This window comes from Pseudoxanthomonas sp. J35, from assembly GCF_000513995.1.
Taxonomy (GTDB): Bacteria; Pseudomonadota; Gammaproteobacteria; order Xanthomonadales; family Xanthomonadaceae; genus Pseudoxanthomonas.
Genome location: NZ_AZVB01000020.1, coordinates 60599 through 82419, shown reverse-complemented (window position 1 = coordinate 82419; position 21821 = coordinate 60599). Strand labels below are relative to the sequence as shown.

Sequence of the window (21821 nt, the reverse complement as noted above, 5' to 3'; positions counted from 1 at the left end):
AGAGTCGGGCTTGCCCGACTCCCCCGCCCGATATCCCAACGCCCGCGAAGAACAGCGAGGCGAAGCCCTGATGGCCCCACGCCTCCGGATGCGTGGGAGCGGGGCAAGCCCCGCTCTACAGGGGCGCCCCCGGAGGGGAGGGGAAGAAACGAACGAAGGCACGACCGGAACGCACCCGAGGACGCGGTAGCGCGGGGGTGTGCAAAAGCGTGGGGCTGGACGATGCGGTTAGACGTCTCACCCGGCCGGGAGAGGGGAGAGGAAGCGAGACGCCATCACATCTCCGTACCATACGGTCCGGTCCCTTCAGGGCGGTTCGGCTACACTCCCCGACTTCCCGTACTCCGGCAGCGTCAGCCCACGGATGAACCCGAATTACCTCGATTTCGAGCAGCCCATCGCCGACCTGGAAGCCAAGATCCAGGAGCTGCGCAATGCCAGCACCGGCCCGGCGGTCAACGTCGACGCCGAAGTGCGCGCCCTGCAGGACAAGCTGCGCAAGCGCACCGCCCAGATCTTCCGCGAGCTGAGCTCCTGGCAGGTCTCGCAGCTGTCGCGCCACCCGGCCCGCCCGTACACCCTCGACTACGTCCGCGTGATCTGCGACGAGTTCCAGGAACTGGCCGGCGACCGCGCCTTCGCCGACGACAAGGCCATCGTCGGCGGCCTGGCCCGCATCGACGGCCGCCCGGTCATGGTCATCGGCCACCAGAAAGGCCGCGACACCAAGGAGAAGGTGCGCCGCAACTTCGGCATGCCCAAGCCCGAGGGCTACCGCAAGGCCCTGCGCCTGATGAAGCTGGCCGAACGTTTCGGCCTGCCGATCCTCACCTTCATCGACACCCCCGGCGCCTGGCCGGGCATCGACGCCGAGGAACGCGGCCAGTCCGAAGCGATCGCCCGCAACCTGCTGGAGATGGCCGAGCTGAAGGTCCCGGTGATCTGCACCGTGATCGGCGAAGGCGGCTCCGGCGGCGCCCTGGCGATCGGCGTCGGCGACGCGACCATCATGCTCGAGTACAGCACCTACTCGGTGATCTCGCCGGAAGGCTGCGCCTCGATCCTGTGGAAGGACGCCGGCAAGGCCAAGGAAGCCGCCGAACAGCTGGGCATGACCGCCAAGCGCCTGAAGGAGCTGGGCCTGGTCGACAAGGTCGTGCGCGAGCCGACCGGCGGCGCGCACCGCAACCCGAAGCAGATGGCGCGCCGGCTCAAGGCCGTCCTGCTCAACGAGCTCGACGCGCTGGAGAAGATCCCGACCGACGAGCTGGTCCAGCGCCGCTACAAGCGCCTGCACGGCTACGGCGCCTACGAGGCGGCGTAACCGCGGCGACCCGCCATCCCGCGCGACGGCGCGTATGCTGTCGCGCAGGACTCCAGGGTTCGGGGAGAGCGGCCATGGGTGCACTTCCGGGATGGGCATTGCCGGTCGGCCTGTTCGTGGTGCCGCTGCTGCTGGCGCTGGCAGTGAACCGGCTGGCGCGCAACCGGCGCGGCATCGCTTCCGGCTGGGTGCCGGCCTGGTTCGTCACCGTGTGCTGGATCTTCGCCATCGTGGTGGTCCTGCGACAGGTGCGCTGAGCCGGCGACGGCTACCATTGCGGCATGCCCCCTCGCCTGCCGCTTCCCCTCGATGCATTGCCCGCGACCGGCGCGCTGGTCGTGGGCTTCAGCGGTGGTCTGGATTCGACCGCGCTGCTGCACGCGCTTGCCCATGAACCGGCCGCGCGCGCCCGCGACCTGCGCGCCGTGCACGTGCACCACGGCCTGCATGCCGATGCCGGCCACTGGGCCGCGCACTGCGCGCGCCAGGCCGCCGCCTGGGAGGTGCCGCTGCAGGTGATCGAAGTGGGGGTGCCGCGCGATGCCGGGCTGGGCCTGGAAGGCGCCGCGCGCGAGGCGCGCTACGCCGCGCTGCTGTCGACGCTCGCGCCGGGCGACGTGCTGGCCACCGCCCACCACCTCGACGACCAGGCCGAAACCTTCCTGCTGCGCGCCCTGCGCGCCTCCGGGCCCGAAGGCCTGGGCGCGATGCGCCCGCTGCGGCCGCGCGGCCACGGCTGGCAGTGGCGGCCGCTGCTGGAGCTGCCGCGCGACGCATTGCTCGACTACGCGCGCGCGCACGGCCTCGAATGGATCGAGGACCCGGGCAACCTCCACCCGGATCCGGACCGCAACTTCCTGCGCCTGCAGGTGCTGCCGCTGCTGCGCCAACGCTGGCCCCATGCCTCCGCCGCGCTGGCCCGCAGCGCGCAGCTGTGCGCGCAGGCCGACGCCCTGCTGGCCGATGCCGACGCGCAGCTGCTGCGCGAACACGCCGGCGCGGATCCGCACGCGCTGCCGCTCCAGCTGCTGGAAAGCCAGCCGCCGGAACGCCGCGCGCGCCTGCTGCGCCGCTGGGTCCGCGAACTGGGCCTGCCGCCGTTGCCCGGCCACGCGGTGGAACGGATCGAACGCGAACTGCTGGCGGCACGCGCCGACGCCCAGCCCCGCTTCGCCTGGGCGGGCGCCTCGATGGAGCGCTGGCGCGGACTGCTGCACGCCGACCGCGTGCGCGGGCCGCTGCCGCCGTCCTGGAGCGTGGAATGGGACGGCCGCGCGCCGCTGCGCCTGCCCGACGGCGGCCTCCTCCGGCTGCACGCCGGCGACGGCGGCGCAACGGGCTTCGACGCCGCGCTGCGCGTGCACGCACGCCAGGGCGGCGAGCGCATCACCCTGCCCGGCCGCACGCATTCGCACGCGCTCAAGCACGTGCTGCAGGAGCGCGGTGTCCCGCCCTGGCGGCGGCGCCACCTGCCGCTGCTGTCCGCCGCCGAAGGCACCGTGCTGGCCGCCGGCGACGTCGTCCTGGCCGACGCCCTGGCGCGCTGGCTGGACGCCCGCGGCTGGAAGCTGGCCTGGCATCCGCCCGGCAGCATGCCCCCGCGTTGACCCCCGGCCGCCGCACCGCGCACACTTCCCCCATGTCCAAGAAAACCTCCGGCGACGCCTCGCCCGTCGCGCAGTTCGAACAGTCGCTGGACGAGCTGGAACAACTGGTCCAGAAGATGGAACAGGGCGAGATGAGCCTGGAAGATTCGCTGGCCGCGTACGAGCGCGGCATCGGCCTCTACCGGCGCTGCCAGACCGCGCTGGAACAGGCCGAACTGCGCGTGCGCCTGCTCACCGATCCCGATCAGCCCGACAGCGCCCAACCCTTCGCCGGCCCTGATGGCGAGTGAGGCGTTCGCGCGCTGGGCCGCGCGCACCGAAGCGACGCTCGAGCGCCTGTTGCCCGACCCGGCACAGGAACCCTCGCGCCTGCACGCTGCCATGCGCCACGCCACCCTCGGTGGCGGCAAGCGCATGCGCCCGCTGCTGGTCTACGCCGCCGGCACCGCGCTGGGCGCCGACGAGGCGGCACTGGACGCGCCAGCCGCCGCGGTCGAGCTGGTCCACGCCTACTCGCTGGTCCACGACGACCTGCCGGCGATGGACGACGACGACTTGCGCCGCGGCCGCCCCACCGTGCACGTGGCCTTCGACGAGGCCACCGCGATCCTCGCCGGCGATGCGCTGCAGACCCTGGCCTTCTCCGCCCTGGCCGAGGCCGACGCCCCGGCGGCACTGCGCGTGGACTGGGTACGCACCCTGGCCAGCGCCTCCGGCGTGGCCGGCATGTGCGGCGGCCAGGCGCTGGACATCGACGCCACCGGCAGCGGCGGCCGCCCCGCCACGGCCGGCGACGCTTCCGAACCGCTCGCCCGCCTGCAGCGCATGCACGCGCTCAAGACCGGCGCACTGATCCGCGCCGCGGTGCGCATGGGTGCGCTGGGCGGCGGCGCCGACGCCGGCACGCTGGCGCAGCTTGACCGCTACGCCGACGCGCTGGGCCTGGCCTTCCAGGTCCGCGACGACCTGCTCGACATCGAGGCCAGTTCCGAAACGCTGGGCAAGACCGCCGGCAAGGACGTGGCCCAGGCCAAGTCGACCTACCCGGCCCTGCTGGGCGTGGACGGCGCGCGCGCCAGGCTCGAGCAGCTGGCGACGGAGATGCGCGCGGCGCTGGCCGGCATCGGCGGCGATTGCGCGCTGCTGGATGCGCTGGGCGAGATGGCGGTGCGGCGCAACCACTGACACCGCGCCGTGCAGGACGCAGGAACGCGAAGGGCCCGGTCGATGCCGGGCCCTTCGTCCATCTGCGATGGGGTACGACTTACTTGATCAGCCGGATCGCGAACGGATAGCGGTATTCCTCGCCACGGTTGGCGGCCAGGCCGGCGATGATGCTCAGGATGATGCAGGCGATCCAGGCCAGGAAGTTGATCAGCGCACCGATCAGGATGATGGTCAGGACCGTGCCGACGATGTAGACGAACAGCAGGGTGATCTGGAAGTTCAGCGCTTCCTTGGACTGGTCGTTGAGGAAGGCCTTCTCGGGGCGGTCCTTGTTGATCAGCCACACGATCAGCGGAACGATGAAGCCGAGCAGGATGCCCGACAGGTGCACCAGCATGGCGATGGTGCGGTCATCGTTCTGCGGCTGGGCGGTGGTGTTGTAGTCGTTCATTGGTGTTCCCCCATGGCGAAGCGGTGCCGGACACCGCAAGTAGTGGTGTAGCCGGCCCGAGCATATCAATCCCCCCCGGCCACGGTCATCCGCCCCACCAGGACCGGACCGGTGCGGATGTGCGAGCGGGAGTCCACCTCCCGGCCCACCGCCTCGATCCCGGCAAACATCGCCCGCAGGTTGCCGGCGATGGTCAGCTCGTCGACCGGGTAGGCCAGCTGGCCGTTTTCCACCCAGAATCCGGCGGCGCCGCGCGAATAGTCGCCGGTGACGCTGTTGACGCCCTGCCCCATCAGCTCGGTGACCAGCAGGCCGCGACCCATCCCGGCCAGCAGTTCCTGCAGGGTGCCGGCGTTGGCCGCCACTTCCAGGTTGTGGACGCCGCCGGCGTTGGCGGTGGTCTGCAGGCCCAGCCGGCGCGCCGAATAGCTGCCTAGCACGTAGCGCTGCAGCACGCCGCCGGCGACCAGGGCGCTGTCGCGGGTGGCCACGCCGTCGGCGTCGAACGCGGTCGAACGCAGGCCGTGCGGCATCAGCGGGCGCTCCTGGATGGAGAACCACTCCGGGAACAGGCGCGTGCCCATGCTGTCGAGCAGGAAGCTGGCGCGCCGGTACAGCGCGCCGCCGGACACCGCGTTGATCAGGTGGCCGACCAGCGAACGGGCGACCTCGGCCGAGAACAGCACCGGGAACTCGCCGGTCGGCGCGCTGCGCGGCGCCAGCCGCGACACCGCGCGTTCGGCCGCGCGCCGGCCGATGGCCGCCGCCGCCTCCAGGTCGCGTTGCGCCAGGCCGATGCTGTACCAGCCGTCGCGCTGCATCCCCTCGCCCTGCCCGGCGATCAGGGCCACGCCCAGCGAATGCTGGGTCTCCCGCTCGCGGCCGATGAAGCCGTGGCTGTTGGCGTAGACCGACAGGCTCTCGCCGCTGCCCAGCGAGGCGCCGTCGGAATTGGTCACCCGCGCGTCGGCCTCGCGGCCGGCGGCCTCGCAGGCCAGGCACAGGTCGATCGCCTCGTCCGCTTCCAGCGCCCACGGATGCCAGGTGTCCAGGTCGGGGAACTCCGTGGCCATCAGCTCCGCGTCGGCCAGGCCGGCGGCCGGATCGTCCTCGGTATGGCGGGCGATCGCGCAGGCCTGCTCGACGGTGGCGTCGAGGCTGGATTCCTGCAGGTCGGCGGTGCTGGCGCTGCCCTTGCGCCTGCCGAAGTACACGGTCACGGCGATGCCGCGGTCGCGGGTGGACTCGACCGTCTCCACCTCGCCCATCCGCACCGAGACGTTGAGCCCGCGTTCCTCGCTGCAGCTCACTTCGGCCTGGCTGGCGCCCAGCGCGCGGGCGCGGTCGAGCAGGCGCTGCGAGATCTCCGCCAGCCGCTCCAGGCGCTGCCGGCTGTCGTCGTTGTGCACGATGTCGTTCAAGGGTTCCACCTGTGATTCCGAAGTCCAGTCTGCGTGCCCGCGCGACGCGGGCGGCGCGTCCGGCGGCCTGCCGGGATCCGCGCCAGCGGGCGCCGGCGACGTGCCGGGCCCGCGGTATTCATGGCCGGGCGGGTAGAATCCACCGCACTGAACAGAGCCCCAGCCCCATGCGCGGACGCGACGAAGAAACCGGCGAGTACCTTTCCCCCAGCCGCAGCCAGCAGCGCCGCGAGGCGCTGGGCGTGCTGGAGTTGGCCGAGAAGCTCGCCAGCCTCACGCCGAGCCAGCTGGCCAAACTGCCGATCCCCGAGGACCTGCTGCCGCACCTGGAGCACACCCGCAAGATCACCGCGCACATCGCCCGCAAGCGGCAGCTGGCCTACCTGGCCAAGCAGATGCGGCGCGAGGACGACGAGACCCTCGACGCGATCCGCGACGCGCTGGACGAGGACGGCAAGGCCGCGCGCCGCGAGGTCGCCGCGATGCACCGCGTCGAGGCCTGGCGCGAGCGCCTGCTGGCCCAAGGCGACGCGGCGCTGGCCGAGCTGCTCGACGAGCACCCCGGCGCCGATCGCCAGCGCCTGCGCCAGCTGGTCCGCAGCACGCTGGAGGAGCGCAGGCGCAACAAGCCGCCGCGCGCCTTCCGCGAGCTGTTCCGCGAACTGCGTGCGCTGCTGCTGGCCGGCGGCGCCGGCGAAGCCGTCGCGCACGCCGACGATGCCGCCGACAGCGACGCGTTCGATTTCGACGAGGCCGGCGAAGGCTTCGAACCCGGCGACGACGAATAGGCGCGCCGGACCGTGGCGTGCCGGCGGCCGCGCCGCCGGGCTCACGCGCCGCGCCTCACGCCCGCGTTCCGCCGACGGTCAGGCCGTCGATCAGCAGCGAAGGCTGGCCCACGCCCACCGGCACGCTCTGCCCGTCCTTGCCGCACACGCCCACGCCCTCGTCCAGGGCCAGGTCGTGGCCGACCATGCGCACCTTCTGCATGGTTTCCGGGCCGTTGCCGATCAGGGTCGCGCCCTTCACCGGCGCGGTCACCTTGCCGTCCTCGATCAGGTAGGCCTCGGTGGCCGAGAACACGTATTTGCCGCTGGTGATGTCGACCTGGCCGCCGCCGAAGTTGACCGCGTACAGGCCCTTCTTCACCGAGCGGATCATCTCTGCCGGGTCGTGCGTGCCGGCGAGCATGTAGGTGTTGGTCATGCGCGGCATCACCAGGTGCGCGAACGACTCGCGCCGGCCATTCCCGGTGGGCGCCATGCCCATCAACCGGGCGTTGAGCGAATCCTGCATGTAGCCGACCAGCACGCCGTCCTCGATCAGGGTGGTGCAGCGGGTCGGCTCGCCCTCGTCGTCGATGTTGAGCGAGCCGCGGCGGCCCTCCAGGGTGCCGTCGTCGACGATGGTCACGCCCGGCGCGGCCACGCGCTGGCCGAGGCGGCCGGCGTAGGTCGAGGTGCCCTTGCGGTTGAAGTCGCCTTCCAGGCCGTGGCCCACCGCCTCGTGCAGCAGCACGCCGGGCCAGCCGGCGCCCAGCACCACCGGCATGGTCCCGGCCGGCGCGTCGATCGCGTCGAGGTTCACCAGCGCCTGGCGCAGCGCCTCGCGCGCCAGCGCCTCCGGGCGCCCGCCGGAGAACAGTTCGGCGTAGGAATAGCGGCCGCCCCCGCCGGCATAGCCGGATTCGCGGCGCCCGCCCTGTTCGACGATCACCTGCACGTTGAGCCGCACCAGCGGGCGCACGTCGGCGGCAAGCACGCCGTCGCTGCGCGCCACCAGCACCGTGTCCACGCCGCCGGACAGGCTCACCGACACCTGCACCACACGCGGGTCGGCCGCGCGCAGCAGGCGGTCCAGCGAGCGCAGCAACTCGACCTTGTCCTCGTTGCCCATGCCGTCGACCGGGTCCAGCGCCGGGTACAGGTCGCGCACCACCGGCGCGCCGGTGCGGACCAGCTGCCGCTCCACCCGCGCGCCGTCGCGGGCGATCGCCCGCGCCGAACCGGCGGCCAGGCGCAGGGCCTCGGCGTTGATGTCGTCCGAATAGGCGAAGCCGGTCTTCTCGCCGGCGATCGCGCGCACGCCCACGCCCTGCTCGATCGAGTGCGCGCCGTCCTTGACGATGCCGTCCTCCACGGTCCAGCTCTCGCGCCGCGAATGCTGGAAATACAGGTCGCCGAAATCGATGCCCGGGCCCAGCAGGGCCGAGAAGGCGCGGTCGAGCCCGGACGGGTCCAGGCCGCCGGGGACGAGCAGGCGGTTTTCGGCGAGGGCGAGCGTGGTCGAGGTCATGTACGGGGTATGGGGGCGGGCGCCGGGGATGGCAAGCATGCCTATGATGACAGCTGGCCGCCCGGCGGCCTTAACCACCCTCTTCCGGACCTGACCGCCACGCCCGATGAAGCTGACCGCCTACGTGATCGACGGCCATACCCTGGACATCCGCCCGGCACCTCGCGAGCGCGACTGGATGGAGCGCACCGACCAGCGCTACGCCTACCGCTGCCTGCCGCTGGACATGGCCAATGTGCATGGCTGGGAACTGCTGTGCCAGACCGGCTTCAGCGCCGAATGGAGCGGCGGCGACGCGCTGGAGGACGTGAAGGTCACGCCCGACCCGGGCACCTCGGCGCCGGCGGTGAGCCATTTCGGCTACGGCGTGCTGACCTTCCACGTGCCCTGCCTGTTCCGCAGCGACGCGGACGTGGAACTGATGGTGACCGGCCCGGTCAACCGCCCGCGCGACGGCATCGCCGCGCTGACCGGCGTGGTCGAGACCGGCTGGAGCCCCTATCCGTTCACCATGAACTGGAAGTTCACCCGCCCCGGCCGGGTGCGCTTCGAGGCCGGCGAGCCGTTCTGCCACCTGCTGCCGCTGCACCGGCCGCTGCTGGAGGGCGTGAGCGCCGAATGGCGGCCGCTGTCGGAGGCGCCGGACCTGCACTCGCAGTACCACGCCTGGACCCACAGCCGCGGCCATTTCCTGCAGGAACTGCCGGATCCGCAATCGGAAGCGGCGCGCGAGCAGTGGCAGCGCGGCTACTTCCGCGGCGTCGACGTGCGCGGCTGCCCGGCCGAAGGCCACCGGGTGAAGCTGCGCCTGCCGCAGTTCACCCGCGCCAAATAGCCGCCCTCTGTAGAGTCGGGCTTGCCCGACTCCCTCCGCATGATTCCCCCGCACGCCCGGAGCGACCGCGCCCCCCTGCGTATTTCCCGATACCGATGACACGGCCGCACCCGTAACCCGGCCCGGTCGCACGCCACCGCCTAGCCGGCGTCCTGCGCCTCGGCCTCTTCGTGCTCGCGGCGCGACTGCTCGCGGCCGATCACCTCGACCTTCGGTTCCTTCCAAGGCCCGCTGACCTTGTAGGTCTTGGCGCCGATCCCGCCCAGCGGCCTGGACAGCACCGCATTGGCCGCCGCGCCCACCGCCGCGCCGACCGGACCGCCGGCCACCGCGCCGACCACGGTCAGCAGGTTGCCGGACTTGGGAAGCACGTCGATGGTCTGGTCGAAGCGCTGCGCGCGCAGGTCGGTGGTGCCGCGGATGCGGATATCGGCGGCGGGGCCCTCAATCAGCATGTCGTCGGTCTGGGCCTGGCCGTCGGCGAAGCGCACGTTGCCTTCCAGCCGGTCGAAGGCGAAGCCGCGCGAGAAGAAGTCGCGGAAGTCGAGCATCAGCCGGCGCGGCAGCTGGGCCAGGCTGAACAGGCCGAGCACGCGGCCGGCGCCGGGCTCCACTTCCAGCAGCTGGCCATCGCGGGCGGCGATCCGCAGGCTGCCCTGCAGCCCACCGAGGCGGAAGCCTGCCGGCGAACCGGGCCAGCTGGCGTCGAAGCTGACCTTGCCTTCGCCGCGCGCCAGCCAGTTGCGGTAGCCCAGGCCGTCCATCAGCGCGCCCATGTCGCGACTGTCGACGGTCAGCGCCAGGTGGGTGCGGGCGGCCTCGCCCTGGCCCAGCCATTCGCCGGTGGCTTGGATCTTCTGTTCGCCGGCCTGCACCTGCAGCTGCTCCACGCGCAGCCCGCCGGGCACCGGGCGGGTGCGCAGCAGGGCGCGACCCAGCGCCGCGTCGCGGTAGCGCAGGTCGTCGATATCGAACGCCAGCGGCGGGATCGCCGCCGGATCGAAACCCTCGTCGGCTGGCTGTGGCGCCTCGACATCGGTGCCTTCGGTGGTATTGGCCGCGGCCACCGCATCGCGCGCGACCTCGCCGCCCGAAGCCGACGCCTTCGCCACGCTCGCCGGCGGCTGCCAGTGGAAGCGGCCGAAGCGCCCTTCCACGGTCGCCCCGGACTGCCCGGGCACGCGCACCTGGCCGGCCAGCGCCGGACCCTCCACGTCCACCTGCAACGCCTGCCCTTCCGGGCGCAGCTGCAGCCGGGTATCCGGGAACACGCCGCCGAGCAGATGCAGCTCGTCGGCCAGGACATCGATCTGGCGCAGCGCCGGGCCATCGCCGCCGCCCTTGGCCAGGCCGATCCATTCCAGCGCGTCAAGCGACGTGGTGCGGCCGCCGACCACGATGCCCGACGCCGGCGGTTCGGCGTCCACGGTGGCCGCGCCCAGCAGCACGCGCACGCCGGTGCGGCCGTCGCGCTGGCGCGCGCGCACCGCCATGCGGTCGCCGAAGGCCACGTCGATCGGGCCGCTGCCCAGCGGCAGGCCCAGCTTCACCGTCGTGGCCAGCGCGTCGCCGGCCGGCTTGGCCAGCGGCGACGGCAGGTCCAGGCGGGTGCCGGCCAGGTTCGACTGCAGCTGCAGCGTGCCGACGAGGTCGCCACGCGCCTGCTTCGGCAGGGCCACGTCCAGCCGCCACGGCGAACGGCCCTGCACGCGCGGCGCCAGCCAGTCCAGCTCCGGGGCGCGCGCGAACAGGTCGGCCGCGTCCATCGGCGCGTCCAGGCTGGCTTCGAAGGCATTGGCCGCGTCCTTCGCATGGCCGCCGGCGCGCAGCGCGAGCGTGCCGTCCTGGCCGCGATAGCGCACTGCCAGTTCTTCGGCGTCGAAGCCGTTGCCGTCGTAGCGCGCGTTCCCGCGCACCGCGTCGAAGGCCAGGTTCCAGCGCTTCTCGACCAGGCGCGCGCCGTCGAGGGCGACGCTGCCGTCGATCCGCGCCGGGCCCCCGCCCGCGCCCAGCGGCAGGTCCAGGGCGAACAGGGTCGCCGCCGGGCCGGAGGCTTCCAGGTTGGCGAAGGTCTCGTGGTGTTCACGGTCCAGCGGGCTGTCGCGCAGCAGCTCGAGCATGTTCGCCGCGTCGCCGCGCGCGCTGGCGCGCACCTTCAGCGGCGCGTGGCTGAAGTCGGCGATGCCGGCCTGCAGGCGCTGGATCGGCAGGCCGCGGGTCGTGCCCTGGCCCTGCAGGCTGAAGCCGTTACCGATGAAGGCCACCTCGGCGTCCAGCGCTTCCAGCACCGGCCAGTCCTGCTGGTAGCGGATGCGGCCGTCGCGGATATGCGCGGTGGCCTCGAAGCGGCCGTTGTTGCCGGTGAACGGCCAGTCGTCCAGGTCGCCGGCGACCAGGCCGCGGCCACCGCTGACCACGCCGTCTTCCAGCGCCATGCCCAGCCAGTCCACCGCCGCCCTGGACATGCGGTGGTGGACCCAGAACTTCTTCGCCACCGGCACCGGCGCGTCGTCGATGTCGGCGGCAATGCCGATCCACGGGCGGGTACCGTCGCCCTGGAACCACAGCCCGCCGCGCACGTTGGCGGCGTAGTCGCCGCCATCCAGGCGCAGCGCAGGCGTGCCCACCTCCCAGCCGGCGCCTTCGCGCCAGGCCAGCAGGGTGCCGTCCAGCGCCAGCTCGTGCGGCACGCCGAAGCCGCTGGGCCAGTCGAAGCGCAGGGCGCTGCGCGGGTCCAGCGCCAGCTGCCAGCCCTGGCCGTCGCCTTCGAAGCGGCCGGACAGGCCATCCATGCCGGGGGCGTCGCCGACCGGGTCGAACACGATCCGTTCGAGCCGGCCCTGCGCATGCATCGGGCCGCCGCGCATGCCGGCCACTTCCAGCGCCGACACCTGCGCCTGCGGCGCGGCCTCGCGCAGCCAGCCGCGCAGGCCCGGCGGCAGCGCGTCGGACAGCGCGGCCACGGCCAGCAGCGGGGTTGCGTCGACCCGTTCGAGCTGCAGCGCGTAGCGCTGGCCGCCGGCCAGCAGCAGGCCGTCCAGCGATTGCGCACCGCGTTCGTCGGCCACCTGCAGCTGCGGTGCATCCAGGCGCCAGCCCTGCGCGGTCACCCGCCAGCGCGCGCGGCCGCGCAGTTCGTCCAGGCGCACCTGCGGCAGCAGTCCGTCGGTCAGCGGCGCGCCGGCCAGCAGCAGGTGGCGCAGCTCGAATCGGGTGGTGGCCAGGACCACGCGGTGCTGGCGCAGTTCGGCCCAGACCTCGACATGGCCGCGGCCGTCGGCCACCGTGATCCCCGCGCGGTTGAGCAGCGGCGCCCACGCACCCAGCGCCTCGGTGTCCAGGCCGAACCAGGCGCGGCCGGCGCCGCTGCCGCGGTCGAAATCGAACGCCATCCGCGCCGGCGTGCCGTCGGGACGGATCCAGGCGCGCGCGCCCGCGTCGACGCGCTGGTCGTTGACGCGCAGGCGCAGGTCGATCCGCGGGATGCGCGTGCGCAGGCCGAGCTGCGGCGCGCGCACGTCCAGGCTGCCGCCGATCACCTGCAGTTCGCCCAGGCCTTCCAGGTACTCGAGCGGATCGCCGGCGGCGGCGCCGGAGGTGGGCAGGCCGCGCACCGACCAGCGGCCGTCGTCGTCGCGCTCGAGGGTCAGCGACGGGCCGCGCAGGCGCAGCTCGGTGAACGAGCTGCCCGGCAGCAGGCCGGCATACATAGACACCAGCACCTCGGCCTGGCCGACGTGCACGCCCGCGCCCGGCGCGCCGACGTGCAGGCCTTCAAGCTGCAGCAGCGGGCCGCGGCGGGTCCACTGCGTGCGCACGCGGTCGAAGGCGACCGGACGTCCGGCCTTCTCGCTCAGCCAGGCGGCGATGCGTTCGGGATGGCGCTCGGCCAGCGGCAGCAGCTGGCTCACCGCGCCCAGCACCAGCGCCATCGCCACCAGCACCACGGCCAGCAGGTAGGCGGCCCAGCGGCGAGCCAGGCGCAGGCGGCGGCGCAACGGGGTGGGCATCAGGCCTCCGCGCCGCGCCTGCGGTCAGAGCAGGACCACATCGAACTGCTCCTGCAGGTACTGCTCGTCGGCCTGGAAGCGGATCGTCTTGCCGAGGAACTCCTCCAGCTCGGCCACCGCGGCCGACTCCTCCTCGGTGATCCGCGCCACCACCTTGGGCGAGGCGATCACCAGCAGGCGCGCGGCATCGAACTGGCGCACCGCGCGGGTGATCTCGCGGAAGATCTCGTAGGTCACCGTCTCGGCGGTCTTCACCGTGCCGCGCCCGCTGCACTGCGGGCAGGTTTCCGACAGCTGGCGCTCCAGGCTCTCGACCGTGCGCTTGCGGGTCATCTCGACCAGGCCCAGCGGCGAGAAGTCGTACACCGTGGTCTTGGCGTGGTCGCGCGAGAGCGACTTCTCCAGCGTCCGCAGCACCTGGCGGCGGTGCTCCGGGTCGGTCATGTCGATGAAGTCGATGATGATGATGCCGCCGAGGTTGCGCAGGCGCAGCTGGCGGGCGACCGCCTGGGCAGCCTCGAGGTTGGTGCGGTACACCGTTTCCTCGAGGTTGCGCTGGCCGAGGAACGAGCCGGTGTTCACGTCGATGGTGGTCATCGCCTCGGTCTGGTCGATGACCAGGTAGCCGCCGGACTTCAGCGGCACCTGCTTGTCCAGGGCGCGGCCGATCTCGTCCTCGACCCCGTACAGGTCGAAGATCGGGCGGTCGCCGACGTACAGCTCGATCTTCTCGGCCAGCACCGGCATGTACTTGGCGACGAAGGCCTGCAGCCGGTCGTAGGTGTCGCGCGAGTCCACGCGCACCTTCTCCACATCGCGGCGGATCAGGTCGCGCACCGCGCGCAGCGGCAGGCTCAGGTCCTCGTAGATGATCGTGCCCGATGGCGCCTCGCGGCCGCGGCGCTCGACCACGTTCCACACCCGCGACAGGTAGGCGATGTCCTCTGCCAGCGCCTCGGCTGGCTGGCCCTCGGCGTTGGTGCGGACGATGTAGCCGTGGCCGCCGTAGCTGGCCGACAGGTCGGCGACCAGGGTCTTCAGCCGCTGGCGCTCGGCCTCGTCCTCGATCCGCGCCGACACGCCGATGCTGCGCGACTGCGGCAGCAGCACCAGGTAGCGCGAGGGGATGCTGATCTGGGTGGTCAGGCGCGCGCCCTTGGTCCCGATCGGGTCCTTCACCACCTGCACGACGATGTCCTGGCCGTCGCGCAGCAGCTCGACGATCGAGGGCGTGGCCAGCGGCTGCGGCGGCGCGTCGTCGGCGATGCCGGCATCGACCGGCACCGGGCGGATGACGTCGTTGGCGTGCAGGAACGCGGCGCGCTCCAGGCCGACTTCGACGAACGCGGCCTGCATGCCGGGCATCACCCGCTGCACGCGGCCCTTGTAGATGTTGCCGACCACCCCACGCCGCCAGCCGCGCTCGATGTGCAGCTCCTGCAGCATGCCGTTCTCGACCACCGCCACGCGGGTCTCGCGGGGAGTGACGTTGACCAGGATCTCCTCGGACATGCGCCCGCTCACCCGGCCACGGCGACGGTGGCGCCACCCGCTTGCGCCGGCGCGGCCGGCGGCGCGGCGAGCAGCCGCGCGGTCTCGTGCAGCGGCAGGCCCATGACGCCGGAGTAGCTGCCGGCCAGGTGCTCGACGAACACCTCGGCGCGGCCCTGGATGCCGTAGGCACCGGCCTTGCCCATGGCCTCGCCGGTGGCGACGTAGCGGGCGATGGCCTCCTCGTCCAGCGTGGCGAAGCGGACCTCGGTCACCGACAGTGCCTGGCGTTCGCCGGCCGCGTCGATCACGGTCACCGCCGACAGCACGGTGTGGGCGCGGCCGGACAGGCGTCGCAGCATCGCCGCCGCGTCGGCGGCGTCGGCCGGCTTGCCGAAGACCTCGTCGTCCAGCACCACCTCGGTGTCGGCACCCAGCACGCGCGCGCCCGGCTCGCCGGCGACCCGCGCCCAGCCGGCCCGGGCCTTGTCGCGGGCGACCCGGCGCACGTAGTCGGCCGCCCCCTCGCCCGGCGCCCGGACTTCCGGGACGTCGACGTCGAGCAGGCGGTAGGGTTGGCCGATCCGGTCCAGGAGCTCGGCGCGGCGGGGGGATTTCGAGGCCAGATACAGCATGGAGGCAAGGATAACCCGGCCCGGCTGGCTGAACCGTGGCCGGACCGGCGGTTCGGCCCGCCAACCCCGGCCGGACTCACCGCGCGTTCATCCCCACGAACCGACCCTGCGGCAACCCCCGCACGGCCACTGTCATCGCATCCCAGGAAAGGAGCCTTACATGCGTTACCCGATTGCCGTCCTGCTCGCCCTCGCCCTGTCCGCCCCGGCCGCCGCCCAGCCGTCGGGCGCCCCGCCGCTGCCGCCCGACGGCACCCTGCTGTCGGTCTCGGCCCAGGCCCAGGCCAGCCGGGCGCCGGACATCGCCACGGTCTCGGCCGGGGTGGTCACCCAGGCCGCCGACGGCAACACGGCGATGCGCCAGAACGCCGAGCAGATGAACCGGGTGCTGGCCGCGATCCGCGCCGCCGGCGTGGCCGAGAAGGACGTGCAGACCAGCGGCATCAACCTGCACCCGCAGTACCGCTACGAGGAGAACCAGCCGCCGCGCATCACCGGCTACCAGGCCAGCAACACGGTCAACGTGAAGCTGCGCGACGTGGCGAAGATGGGCAAGGTGCTGGACGCGCTGGTGGCCAGCGGCGCCAACCAGATCAACGGCCCGAGCTTCGGCATCGACGATCCGGAGCCGCTGTACGACCAGGCCCGCGTCGAGGCGCTGCGCCGCGCCCGCGACCGCGCCGATACCTACGCCAAGGCCCTGGACCTGCGCGTGCGCCGCATCGTCAGCATCAGCGAGGGCGGCGCGGCGCTGCCGCCGCCGATGCCGCGCATGGCGATGATGAAGGCCGAGGCCTACGACAGCACCCCGGTCGCCGCCGGCGAAAGCAGTGTCTCGGTGAACCTGGACGTGGTGTTCGAGCTGGGGCGCTGAGCGCCCCCTCTCCCCATGGGAGAGGCCTTGTCCGGGCTGCGGCGATGCTCCTGTAGCGCGGGGCTTGCCCCGCTCCCACGCATCCGGATGCGTGGTGCCCCATCAGCACCTCTGCCCCACTGTTCTTCGCGGGCGTGCGGCATCCAGCGTGGGAGCCGGGCAAGCCCGACCCTGGCGACGGGCACCGCACCCCTGACTTTGGTCGAGGACGCAACCTGGGAGCTTGCGTCAGGCGAATGGCCCGGCGCAGTCTGGAACCGGGCCATCGCGGCCAAACCCCGGCCGCCATGTCCGTGTGTTGTTTCCTCCGTCATTCCTGCAATGGAGGTGGACCATGGTTCGCACGCTGCCGTCCGATGACACCCCGCGCCTGGACTTCCAGCGCATCCTCGCCATCAGCTTCGCCATCGCCGTGCACGCGCTGGCCTTCCTGGTGCTGCTCGTTCCGCTGGTCCAGTCGCCGGTGGAGACGGCCCGCCCGACCTCCGAACCGGAGCGCTGGAAGATCACCGAAGTCCCGCCGCCTCCGCCCCTGCCACCGCAGCTGGTGCAGCCGCCGCAGCCCCAGCCCCGCACGCTGCCGCGCATCGAACCGGTGGCCACGCCGGAACCGCGGATGGCTCCGGTCGAAGCGGTGATCGATTTCGGCACCCTCGCCATCGATCCCGCGCCCACCGCCGGCACTCCCGGCGGACTGGCCCCGGCCGGCGACGGCCAGCCGCTGCAGGGCGCCGAACTGCGCTACGCGGTGGCGCCACCGCCGCCGTATCCGCGCGACGCCATCCGCACCGGCGCCGAGGGCGTGGTGCTGCTGCGCATCCTCGTGGACGTCGATGGCCGGCCGCTGGAAGTGGCGGTCGAGCGCGGCAGCGGCCACCGCTCGCTGGACCGCGAGGCGGTGCGCCACGTGCAGCAGCGCTGGCGCTTCGAGCCGGCCATGCGCGACGGACGCGCGGTGCAGGCCTGGGGCCTGGTGCCGATCAGCTTCACCCTGCAATGAGCGCCGCCTGCACGCGCCCCGGCGCGTGCACGATTCTTCGGGCGCGGACATCGATGCGCCACGCGCGCCGGCCACCGCGCCATGCCATCCGCTCCGCGGCAGCCGCGCCTCAGGCGCGGTGGTAGGGGTGGTTGGCCAGCAGCGCCGCGGCGCGGTACAGCTGCTCGGCCACCACCAGCCGCACCAGCATGTGCGGCAGGGTCAGCAGGCCCAGCGACCAGGACTCGGAGGCGGCGGCCAGCACTTCCGGCGCGTGGCCCTCGGGGCCGCCGATCAGGAAGGCCAGGTCGCGACCCTGCTGGCGCCAGTGCTCCATGCGCCGCGCCAGCTGCTCGGACGACCATTGCTTCCCGGGCACGTCCAGCGCGACCACGTGCGCGTTCTTCGGCAGCGCGGCCAGGACGCGCCTGCCCTCTTCCTCGATCGCCCGCTGCGGATCGCGGCCCTTGCCGCGCATGCCCGGCTCGACCTCGACCAGCTCCAGCGGCAGCCAGTGCGAGAGGCGCTTGCGGTATTCGGCGAAACCCTCCGCCACCCAGGGCGGAGCGCGCTCGCCGGTGGCGATCAGTCGGGCCTTCATGCCGGCCATGATAGCGGCGCGCGCGCCGATGCCGGGCTATTCCATCGCGACAGCGCTGATATGCCCCTGCATGCACGTGCTACGGTCCGCCGGCCCGTCGAGGCGCCGTCCGCATCCGTTCCGGGAGGGAACCCATGGACTTCCGCCGCCCTGTACTCGGCCTGCTGGCCGCCGTCTGCCTGGTGGCGCCACTGGCCGTCGCCGCGGAAGACGTGCCGCCGGAAGCCTCCTTCGAATGGTTCGCGTACGAAGGCAGCGATCCGGTCGATGCGACGGTGGATCCCGGCCCGGGCCAGTTCCGCAACCCGGTGCTGAAGGGCTTCCACCCCGACCCCAGCGTGGTGCGCGTCGGCGGGGACTACTACCTGGTCACCTCCACCTTCGGCTGGTTCCCCGGCATCCCGGTGTTCCACAGCCGCGACCTGGTGCACTGGACCCAGATCGGCAACGCCATCGACCGCACCACGCAGCTGGACTTCGGCCGGCACGACCTGGTCAACGGCGTGTTCGCCCCGGCGATCGAATACCACGACGGCACCTTCTACATCGTCAACACCTGCTTCCCCGACTGCGGCGGCAACTACGTGATCACCGCGAAGGATCCAGCCGGGCCGTGGTCCGATCCGGTGTGGCTGCCCGACCTGGCCGGCGGCATCGATCCTTCGCTGTTCTTCGACGACGACGGGCGCGCGTGGATCGTCAACAACGACCTGCCCGAAGGTGGCGAACGCTGGAACGGCCACCGCGCGATCTGGCTGCAGGAATTCGACGCGAAGGCCCTGCGCACCATCGGCCCGCGCAAGGTGATCCTCGACGGCGGCATCGATCCGGCGGAAAAGCCCGAGTACGTCGAAGGCCCGCACCTGTTCCGCCACGGCGACTGGTACTACCTCACCGCCGCCGAGGGTGGCACCGGCGAGATGCACCGCCAGGTGATCCTGCGCAGCCGCCAGGTCACCGGCCCGTACGAGCCGTGGGCAGGCAACCCGATCCTGACCCAGCGCGACCTGCCGCGCGAACGCCCGTTCCCGGTCACCTCCGCCGGGCACGCCGACCTCGTCGGCACGCAGGACGGCGACTGGTGGGCGCTGTTCCTCGGCAACCGGCCCTATCCGCCGGCCGAAGGCCATTACGTCAACACCGGCCGCGAGACCTTCCTGATGCCGGTGCGCTGGGAGGACGGCTGGCCGCGCATCACCGCGCCCGGCGAAACCGTACCCTACGTGCTCGACGCGCCGCGCCTGCCGCGCGGCAGCGCGGCGCTGCCGACCAGCGGCAACTTCACGCTCCGCGATGAATTCGATGGCCACACGCTGCCGCTGTACTGGATGACGGTGCGCAACCCGCGCGAGGCCTGGTACCGCCTCGACGACGGCGCGCTGCACCTGCGCGCGCGCGGCATCCTGCTGGGCCAGCGCGACAATCCCTCGTTCCTGGCCCGGCGCCAGCAGCACCAGCACGCCACCGCCACCACCGCGATGCGCTTCGCGCCTCGACGCGATGGCGACATCGCCGGACTGGTCGCGTTCCAGAACGAGGCCTACTGGTACCTGCTGGCGCTCACCCGCGAGGACGGCGCGCTGAAGATCGTGCTCGACCGCCGTGACGGCCGCCAGCGCGACGAGCCGGCCACCGGGACGCGGCTGGCGTCGGCGACGCTGCCGGCGCAGGCGATGGAAGAGCTGCGGCTGCGCATCCGCGCCCGCGGCGCGACCTGCGATTTCCAGTACGCCATCGGCGAGGGCGACTGGCGCACGCTGGCCGAAGGCGTCGACGGCACCCTGCTCAGCACCGCGGTGGCCGGCGGCTTCACCGGCGCGGTGTTCGGGATCTACGCGGCGCGCCAGGGCAAAGCACGTTAAGGCGGCGCCGCGCCGCTTGGCGAAGCGGAAGCGCGCCGCCTGGCGCGCGGGAGATCAGGAAGGAGGCGCCCGGCGCGATACGCACGGGGCGCGGCGGCTCAGCCGGCGTCCTGCGCCTGGGCCTGGTCGCCGACGGTCCACAGCCGCTCCAGCGCGTAGAACTCGCGCACCCGCGGCAGCATCACGTGGACGACCACGTCGCCCAGGTCGACCAGCACCCACTCGGCCTCGCGCTCGCCTTCCACGCCCAGCGGCATCGCGCCGAGCTTCTTGGCGAACTTGATCACCTCGTCGGCGATGGACTTCACGTGGCGGGTCGAGGTGCCCGAGGCGATCACCATGTGGTCGGTGACGCTGGTCTTGCCGCGCACGTCGATCTCGACGACATCCTTGGCCTTGATCTCCTCCACCGCGGCGCGCACGGTCGCCAGCAGGCTCTCGGCGGACGGCGGCGGTTCGGGAAGGCGGGTCTTGATGACGTGGGCTTGGCTGCTCAAGGAAGGCTCTGCGGAACGGGCGGAAACAGGGGGCCGATTATACCGGTCGTGGGCGGGGCCCCGCCTTCACGGCTGGCGGTACAGGCCGTGGGCCTCGATGTAGGCGGCGACGGCGGCCGGCACCTGTCGGCGCCAGGCCGGATCGCCGCCGGCGATGGCCTGGCGCACGGCGGTGGCCGATTCCGGGCGCAGCGGTTGCTTCAGGGCATGGATGGCCCCGGCCGGGGCGGCGGCGAGCCGGGCCGGATCGTCGGTCCAGCGGCCAGAGGCTTCGGCGGCCAGCGCGCCGGGCAGTTCGGCCAGGTCCGCGTCTCCGCGCGCGGCCACGACCAGGTGCGCCAGCGGCAGGAGCTCACACCAGCGGTGCCAGGTGGGCAGCGAGCGGAAGCTGTCGGCACCAAGGAGCAGCGCCAGCGGCGCGTCCTTGCCCAGTTCGGCGCGCAGTTCCAGCAGCGTGTCCACCGTCCAGGACGGGCCGTCGCGATGCAGTTCGCGACGGTCGACGCGCAGGCGCGGATCGCCGGCGATGGCCAGTTCCAGCATGCGGGCGCGCTGTCCGGCCGAGGCGCCGGTGGCGTCACGGTGCGGCGGATCGGCCGCCGGCGCCAGCGTCACCGGCACGCCGAAGGCGTCGGCGGCGCTGCGGGCGATGGCCAGGTGGCCTTCGTGCACCGGATCGAAGGTGCCGCCGTACCAGAGGGTCAGCACGCCATGCACGCCCGGCTCAGCGGTTGGCGGCCAGCAGCCGGGTGGCCGGGGTTTCGGCGATGGCCAGCAGCAGCCGCTCCAGCAGCTGCCACGGCTCGCCCGGGCCGCGCCCCTTGGCCGCGCGGTCGATGCGCGAGGCGTAGGCGACGAAGCGGTTCCAGCGCAGCGGCGTGGCATGGCGCTGCAAGGCGCGCTTGAACGGCGCCTGGCGGGCTTCCCACAGCCCCTGCGACTTCATTTCCGCGGTCAGGTTGGCGCCGCGCGCCTGCGCCCGCGACAGTGCGGCGGCGCGCAGCAGTTCGCGGATCACCATCGGCATCAGCCCGGCCACCTGCTCGCCCTCGGCGCGCAGGCCGGCGAGCATGCGCCGCACCTGCGCGGCCTGGCCGGAGAGGGTCGCTTCCAGCAGGCGGAACACGTCGTAGCGCGCCGCGTCGGCGACCAGCGACTGCATCGCCGCCAGGTCGAGCACGCCTTCCGGCGCCAGCAGCGCCAGCTTGTCGATTTCCTGCGCGGCGGCCAGCAGGTTGCCTTCCACGCGCTCGGCCAGGCCCTGCACCGCCTCGGGCGAGGCGCGCAGGCCACGTTCGCGCAGGCGCCGGTCGATCCAGCCCGGCAGTTCGTGCGGCTTGACCGCCCAGGCGATGGAGACCACGCCGCGGCGGTTGATCGCCTCGACCCACTTGCCCTGGTGGGCCTTGCTCCAGTCGCCGGCGACGATGAGCAGGGTGACGTCGGCGGGCGGGTTCTCGCAGAAGCTGCCGATCACCTCCGCGCCGGTCTTGCCCGGCTTGCCGCTGGGCAGGCGCACTTCCAGCAGCCGGCGGCTGCTGAACAGGCTGGGGGCGTTGAAGCTGGCGGCCAGCGCGTCCCAGTCCGGGTCGCGGCCGTCGCCGTCGAAGACCTCGCGCTCGGCGCCGTCGGCGCGCGCGCGGGCGCGCACCGCATCGGCGGCCTCGATCACGTGCAGGGTCTCGGGGCCGGCGATGAGGTACGCCGGCTGCAACGGCTGCGCGGCGGCCTGCGTCGCCAGCTGGTCGGGCCGCAGTTCCATCAGGACGCGT

The 21821-nt window shown here is 72.8% G+C and carries 20 protein-coding genes; 10 read left to right on the top strand and 10 right to left on the bottom strand.

All coding sequences use genetic code 11. The features are described from left to right. Positions 1–364: 364 nt before the first annotated feature. The 5 genes from PSEJ35_RS0111075 (at position 365) to PSEJ35_RS0111055 (ending at position 4116) form a co-directional block, all read left to right on the top strand. Positions 365–1324 carry an acetyl-CoA carboxylase carboxyltransferase subunit alpha gene (locus PSEJ35_RS0111075; RefSeq protein WP_028917851.1) on the top strand — a complete coding sequence of 320 codons (960 nt, stop codon included), beginning with the start codon at positions 365–367 and terminating at the stop codon, positions 1322–1324. 74 nt (positions 1325–1398) lie between these two features. Continuing rightward, positions 1399–1581, top strand: coding sequence for a hypothetical protein (locus tag PSEJ35_RS17255; RefSeq protein WP_156924801.1), 183 nt, complete (start codon positions 1399–1401; stop codon positions 1579–1581). A gap of 24 nt (positions 1582–1605) precedes the next feature. After that, a complete protein-coding gene (gene tilS / locus PSEJ35_RS0111065) occupies positions 1606–2931 on the top strand; it encodes a tRNA lysidine(34) synthetase TilS (protein WP_028917850.1) in 1326 nt (441 codons plus the stop codon). Positions 2932–2963: 32 nt separating this feature from the next. After that, a complete protein-coding gene (locus tag PSEJ35_RS0111060; RefSeq protein WP_028917849.1) occupies positions 2964–3221 on the top strand; it encodes an exodeoxyribonuclease VII small subunit in 258 nt (85 codons plus the stop codon). Beyond that, the gene (locus tag PSEJ35_RS0111055; protein WP_028917848.1) at positions 3211–4116 is read left to right on the top strand and encodes a farnesyl diphosphate synthase; all 906 of its coding nucleotides are present in this window, start codon (positions 3211–3213) and stop codon (positions 4114–4116) included. Before PSEJ35_RS0111060 ends, PSEJ35_RS0111055 begins: the two co-directional genes overlap by 11 nt. A gap of 79 nt (positions 4117–4195) precedes the next feature. Here PSEJ35_RS0111055 and PSEJ35_RS0111050 read toward each other — a convergent pair whose 3' ends face one another. Together PSEJ35_RS0111050 and pmbA are read right to left on the bottom strand one after the other, a co-directional pair. Further along, positions 4196–4549, bottom strand: coding sequence for a DUF4870 domain-containing protein (locus tag PSEJ35_RS0111050; RefSeq protein WP_028917847.1), 354 nt, complete (start codon positions 4547–4549; stop codon positions 4196–4198). Positions 4550–4614: 65 nt separating this feature from the next. Then, positions 4615–5970, bottom strand: a complete 1356-nt coding sequence (pmbA, locus tag PSEJ35_RS0111045) for a metalloprotease PmbA (protein ID WP_028917846.1) — start codon at positions 5968–5970, stop codon at positions 4615–4617. A 167-nt stretch (positions 5971–6137) separates the two neighbouring features. On the opposite strand from pmbA, the gene yjgA reads away from it, so the two are divergent. Then, positions 6138–6758, top strand: coding sequence for a ribosome biogenesis factor YjgA (gene yjgA / locus PSEJ35_RS0111040; RefSeq protein WP_028917845.1), 621 nt, complete (start codon positions 6138–6140; stop codon positions 6756–6758). A 55-nt stretch (positions 6759–6813) separates the two neighbouring features. Here the strand turns inward: yjgA and tldD are convergent, their stop codons facing one another. Beyond that, positions 6814–8265, bottom strand: a complete 1452-nt coding sequence (gene tldD, locus PSEJ35_RS0111035; RefSeq protein WP_028917844.1) for a metalloprotease TldD — start codon at positions 8263–8265, stop codon at positions 6814–6816. A 106-nt stretch (positions 8266–8371) separates the two neighbouring features. On the opposite strand from tldD, the gene PSEJ35_RS0111030 reads away from it, so the two are divergent. Next, positions 8372–9100 carry a DUF6065 family protein gene (locus tag PSEJ35_RS0111030; RefSeq protein ID WP_028917843.1) on the top strand — a complete coding sequence of 243 codons (729 nt, stop codon included), beginning with the start codon at positions 8372–8374 and terminating at the stop codon, positions 9098–9100. 140 nt (positions 9101–9240) lie between these two features. Here the strand turns inward: PSEJ35_RS0111030 and PSEJ35_RS16075 are convergent, their stop codons facing one another. The 3 genes from PSEJ35_RS16075 to PSEJ35_RS16070 are packed head-to-tail and all read right to left on the bottom strand — an operon-like array spanning position 9241 to position 15236. Continuing rightward, a complete protein-coding gene (locus PSEJ35_RS16075; RefSeq protein WP_037083109.1) occupies positions 9241–13110 on the bottom strand; it encodes a YhdP family protein in 3870 nt (1289 codons plus the stop codon). 24 nt (positions 13111–13134) lie between these two features. After that, positions 13135–14622 carry a ribonuclease G gene (rng, locus tag PSEJ35_RS0111020; RefSeq protein ID WP_028917842.1) on the bottom strand — a complete coding sequence of 496 codons (1488 nt, stop codon included), beginning with the start codon at positions 14620–14622 and terminating at the stop codon, positions 13135–13137. 8 nt (positions 14623–14630) lie between these two features. Then, positions 14631–15236: a Maf family protein gene (locus PSEJ35_RS16070; protein WP_037083107.1), complete on the bottom strand. Its 606-nt coding sequence runs from the start codon at positions 15234–15236 to the stop codon at positions 14631–14633. Between the two features lie 160 nt (positions 15237–15396). Between PSEJ35_RS16070 and PSEJ35_RS0111010 the strand changes: the two genes are divergently transcribed. Next, positions 15397–16110: an SIMPL domain-containing protein gene (locus PSEJ35_RS0111010; protein ID WP_028917841.1), complete on the top strand. Its 714-nt coding sequence runs from the start codon at positions 15397–15399 to the stop codon at positions 16108–16110. Positions 16111–16444: 334 nt separating this feature from the next. Then, positions 16445–17110 carry an energy transducer TonB gene (locus tag PSEJ35_RS0111005; RefSeq protein WP_028917840.1) on the top strand — a complete coding sequence of 222 codons (666 nt, stop codon included), beginning with the start codon at positions 16445–16447 and terminating at the stop codon, positions 17108–17110. A 109-nt stretch (positions 17111–17219) separates the two neighbouring features. Here the strand turns inward: PSEJ35_RS0111005 and rlmH are convergent, their stop codons facing one another. Continuing rightward, on the bottom strand, positions 17220–17690 hold the full coding sequence (gene rlmH, locus PSEJ35_RS0111000) for a 23S rRNA (pseudouridine(1915)-N(3))-methyltransferase RlmH (protein WP_028917839.1): 471 nt from the start codon (positions 17688–17690) through the stop codon (positions 17220–17222). A gap of 134 nt (positions 17691–17824) precedes the next feature. Between rlmH and PSEJ35_RS0110995 the strand changes: the two genes are divergently transcribed. Continuing rightward, positions 17825–19552 (top strand): glycoside hydrolase family 43 protein, encoded by a 1728-nt coding sequence (locus PSEJ35_RS0110995; RefSeq protein WP_037083104.1) that lies wholly within the window; start codon positions 17825–17827, stop codon positions 19550–19552. Positions 19553–19650: 98 nt separating this feature from the next. Here the strand turns inward: PSEJ35_RS0110995 and rsfS are convergent, their stop codons facing one another. From rsfS to holA, 3 genes are all read right to left on the bottom strand, one after another. Next, positions 19651–20049, bottom strand: a complete 399-nt coding sequence (gene rsfS / locus PSEJ35_RS0110990) for a ribosome silencing factor (protein ID WP_028917837.1) — start codon at positions 20047–20049, stop codon at positions 19651–19653. Between the two features lie 66 nt (positions 20050–20115). Continuing rightward, entirely contained in the window at positions 20116–20757 is a 642-nt protein-coding gene (gene nadD, locus PSEJ35_RS0110985) for a nicotinate-nucleotide adenylyltransferase (protein ID WP_028917836.1), read from the bottom strand. Between the two features lie 16 nt (positions 20758–20773). After that, positions 20774–21811: a DNA polymerase III subunit delta gene (gene holA / locus PSEJ35_RS17640; protein WP_028917835.1), complete on the bottom strand. Its 1038-nt coding sequence runs from the start codon at positions 21809–21811 to the stop codon at positions 20774–20776. Positions 21812–21821 lie beyond the last annotated feature (10 nt).

What these genes read in the sequence shown, in the direction of transcription:
- PSEJ35_RS0111075 (WP_028917851.1), top strand. Translation starts at nt 365, where the DNA reads ATGAACCCGAATTACCTCGATTTCGAGCAGCCCATCGCCGACCTGGAA.
- PSEJ35_RS17255 (WP_156924801.1), top strand. Translation starts at nt 1,399, where the DNA reads ATGGGTGCACTTCCGGGATGGGCATTGCCGGTCGGCCTGTTCGTGGTG.
- tilS (WP_028917850.1), top strand. Translation starts at nt 1,606, where the DNA reads ATGCCCCCTCGCCTGCCGCTTCCCCTCGATGCATTGCCCGCGACCGGC.
- PSEJ35_RS0111060 (WP_028917849.1), top strand. Translation starts at nt 2,964, where the DNA reads ATGTCCAAGAAAACCTCCGGCGACGCCTCGCCCGTCGCGCAGTTCGAA.
- PSEJ35_RS0111055 (WP_028917848.1), top strand. Translation starts at nt 3,211, where the DNA reads ATGGCGAGTGAGGCGTTCGCGCGCTGGGCCGCGCGCACCGAAGCGACG.
- PSEJ35_RS0111050 (WP_028917847.1), bottom strand. Translation starts at nt 4,549, where the DNA reads ATGAACGACTACAACACCACCGCCCAGCCGCAGAACGATGACCGCACC.
- yjgA (WP_028917845.1), top strand. Translation starts at nt 6,138, where the DNA reads ATGCGCGGACGCGACGAAGAAACCGGCGAGTACCTTTCCCCCAGCCGC.
- tldD (WP_028917844.1), bottom strand. Translation starts at nt 8,265, where the DNA reads ATGACCTCGACCACGCTCGCCCTCGCCGAAAACCGCCTGCTCGTCCCC.
- PSEJ35_RS0111030 (WP_028917843.1), top strand. Translation starts at nt 8,372, where the DNA reads ATGAAGCTGACCGCCTACGTGATCGACGGCCATACCCTGGACATCCGC.
- PSEJ35_RS16075 (WP_037083109.1), bottom strand. Translation starts at nt 13,110, where the DNA reads ATGCCCACCCCGTTGCGCCGCCGCCTGCGCCTGGCTCGCCGCTGGGCC.
- rng (WP_028917842.1), bottom strand. Translation starts at nt 14,622, where the DNA reads ATGTCCGAGGAGATCCTGGTCAACGTCACTCCCCGCGAGACCCGCGTG.
- PSEJ35_RS16070 (WP_037083107.1), bottom strand. Translation starts at nt 15,236, where the DNA reads ATGCTGTATCTGGCCTCGAAATCCCCCCGCCGCGCCGAGCTCCTGGAC.
- PSEJ35_RS0111010 (WP_028917841.1), top strand. Translation starts at nt 15,397, where the DNA reads ATGCGTTACCCGATTGCCGTCCTGCTCGCCCTCGCCCTGTCCGCCCCG.
- PSEJ35_RS0111005 (WP_028917840.1), top strand. Translation starts at nt 16,445, where the DNA reads ATGGTTCGCACGCTGCCGTCCGATGACACCCCGCGCCTGGACTTCCAG.
- rlmH (WP_028917839.1), bottom strand. Translation starts at nt 17,690, where the DNA reads ATGAAGGCCCGACTGATCGCCACCGGCGAGCGCGCTCCGCCCTGGGTG.
- PSEJ35_RS0110995 (WP_037083104.1), top strand. Translation starts at nt 17,825, where the DNA reads ATGGACTTCCGCCGCCCTGTACTCGGCCTGCTGGCCGCCGTCTGCCTG.
- holA (WP_028917835.1), bottom strand. Translation starts at nt 21,811, where the DNA reads ATGGAACTGCGGCCCGACCAGCTGGCGACGCAGGCCGCCGCGCAGCCG.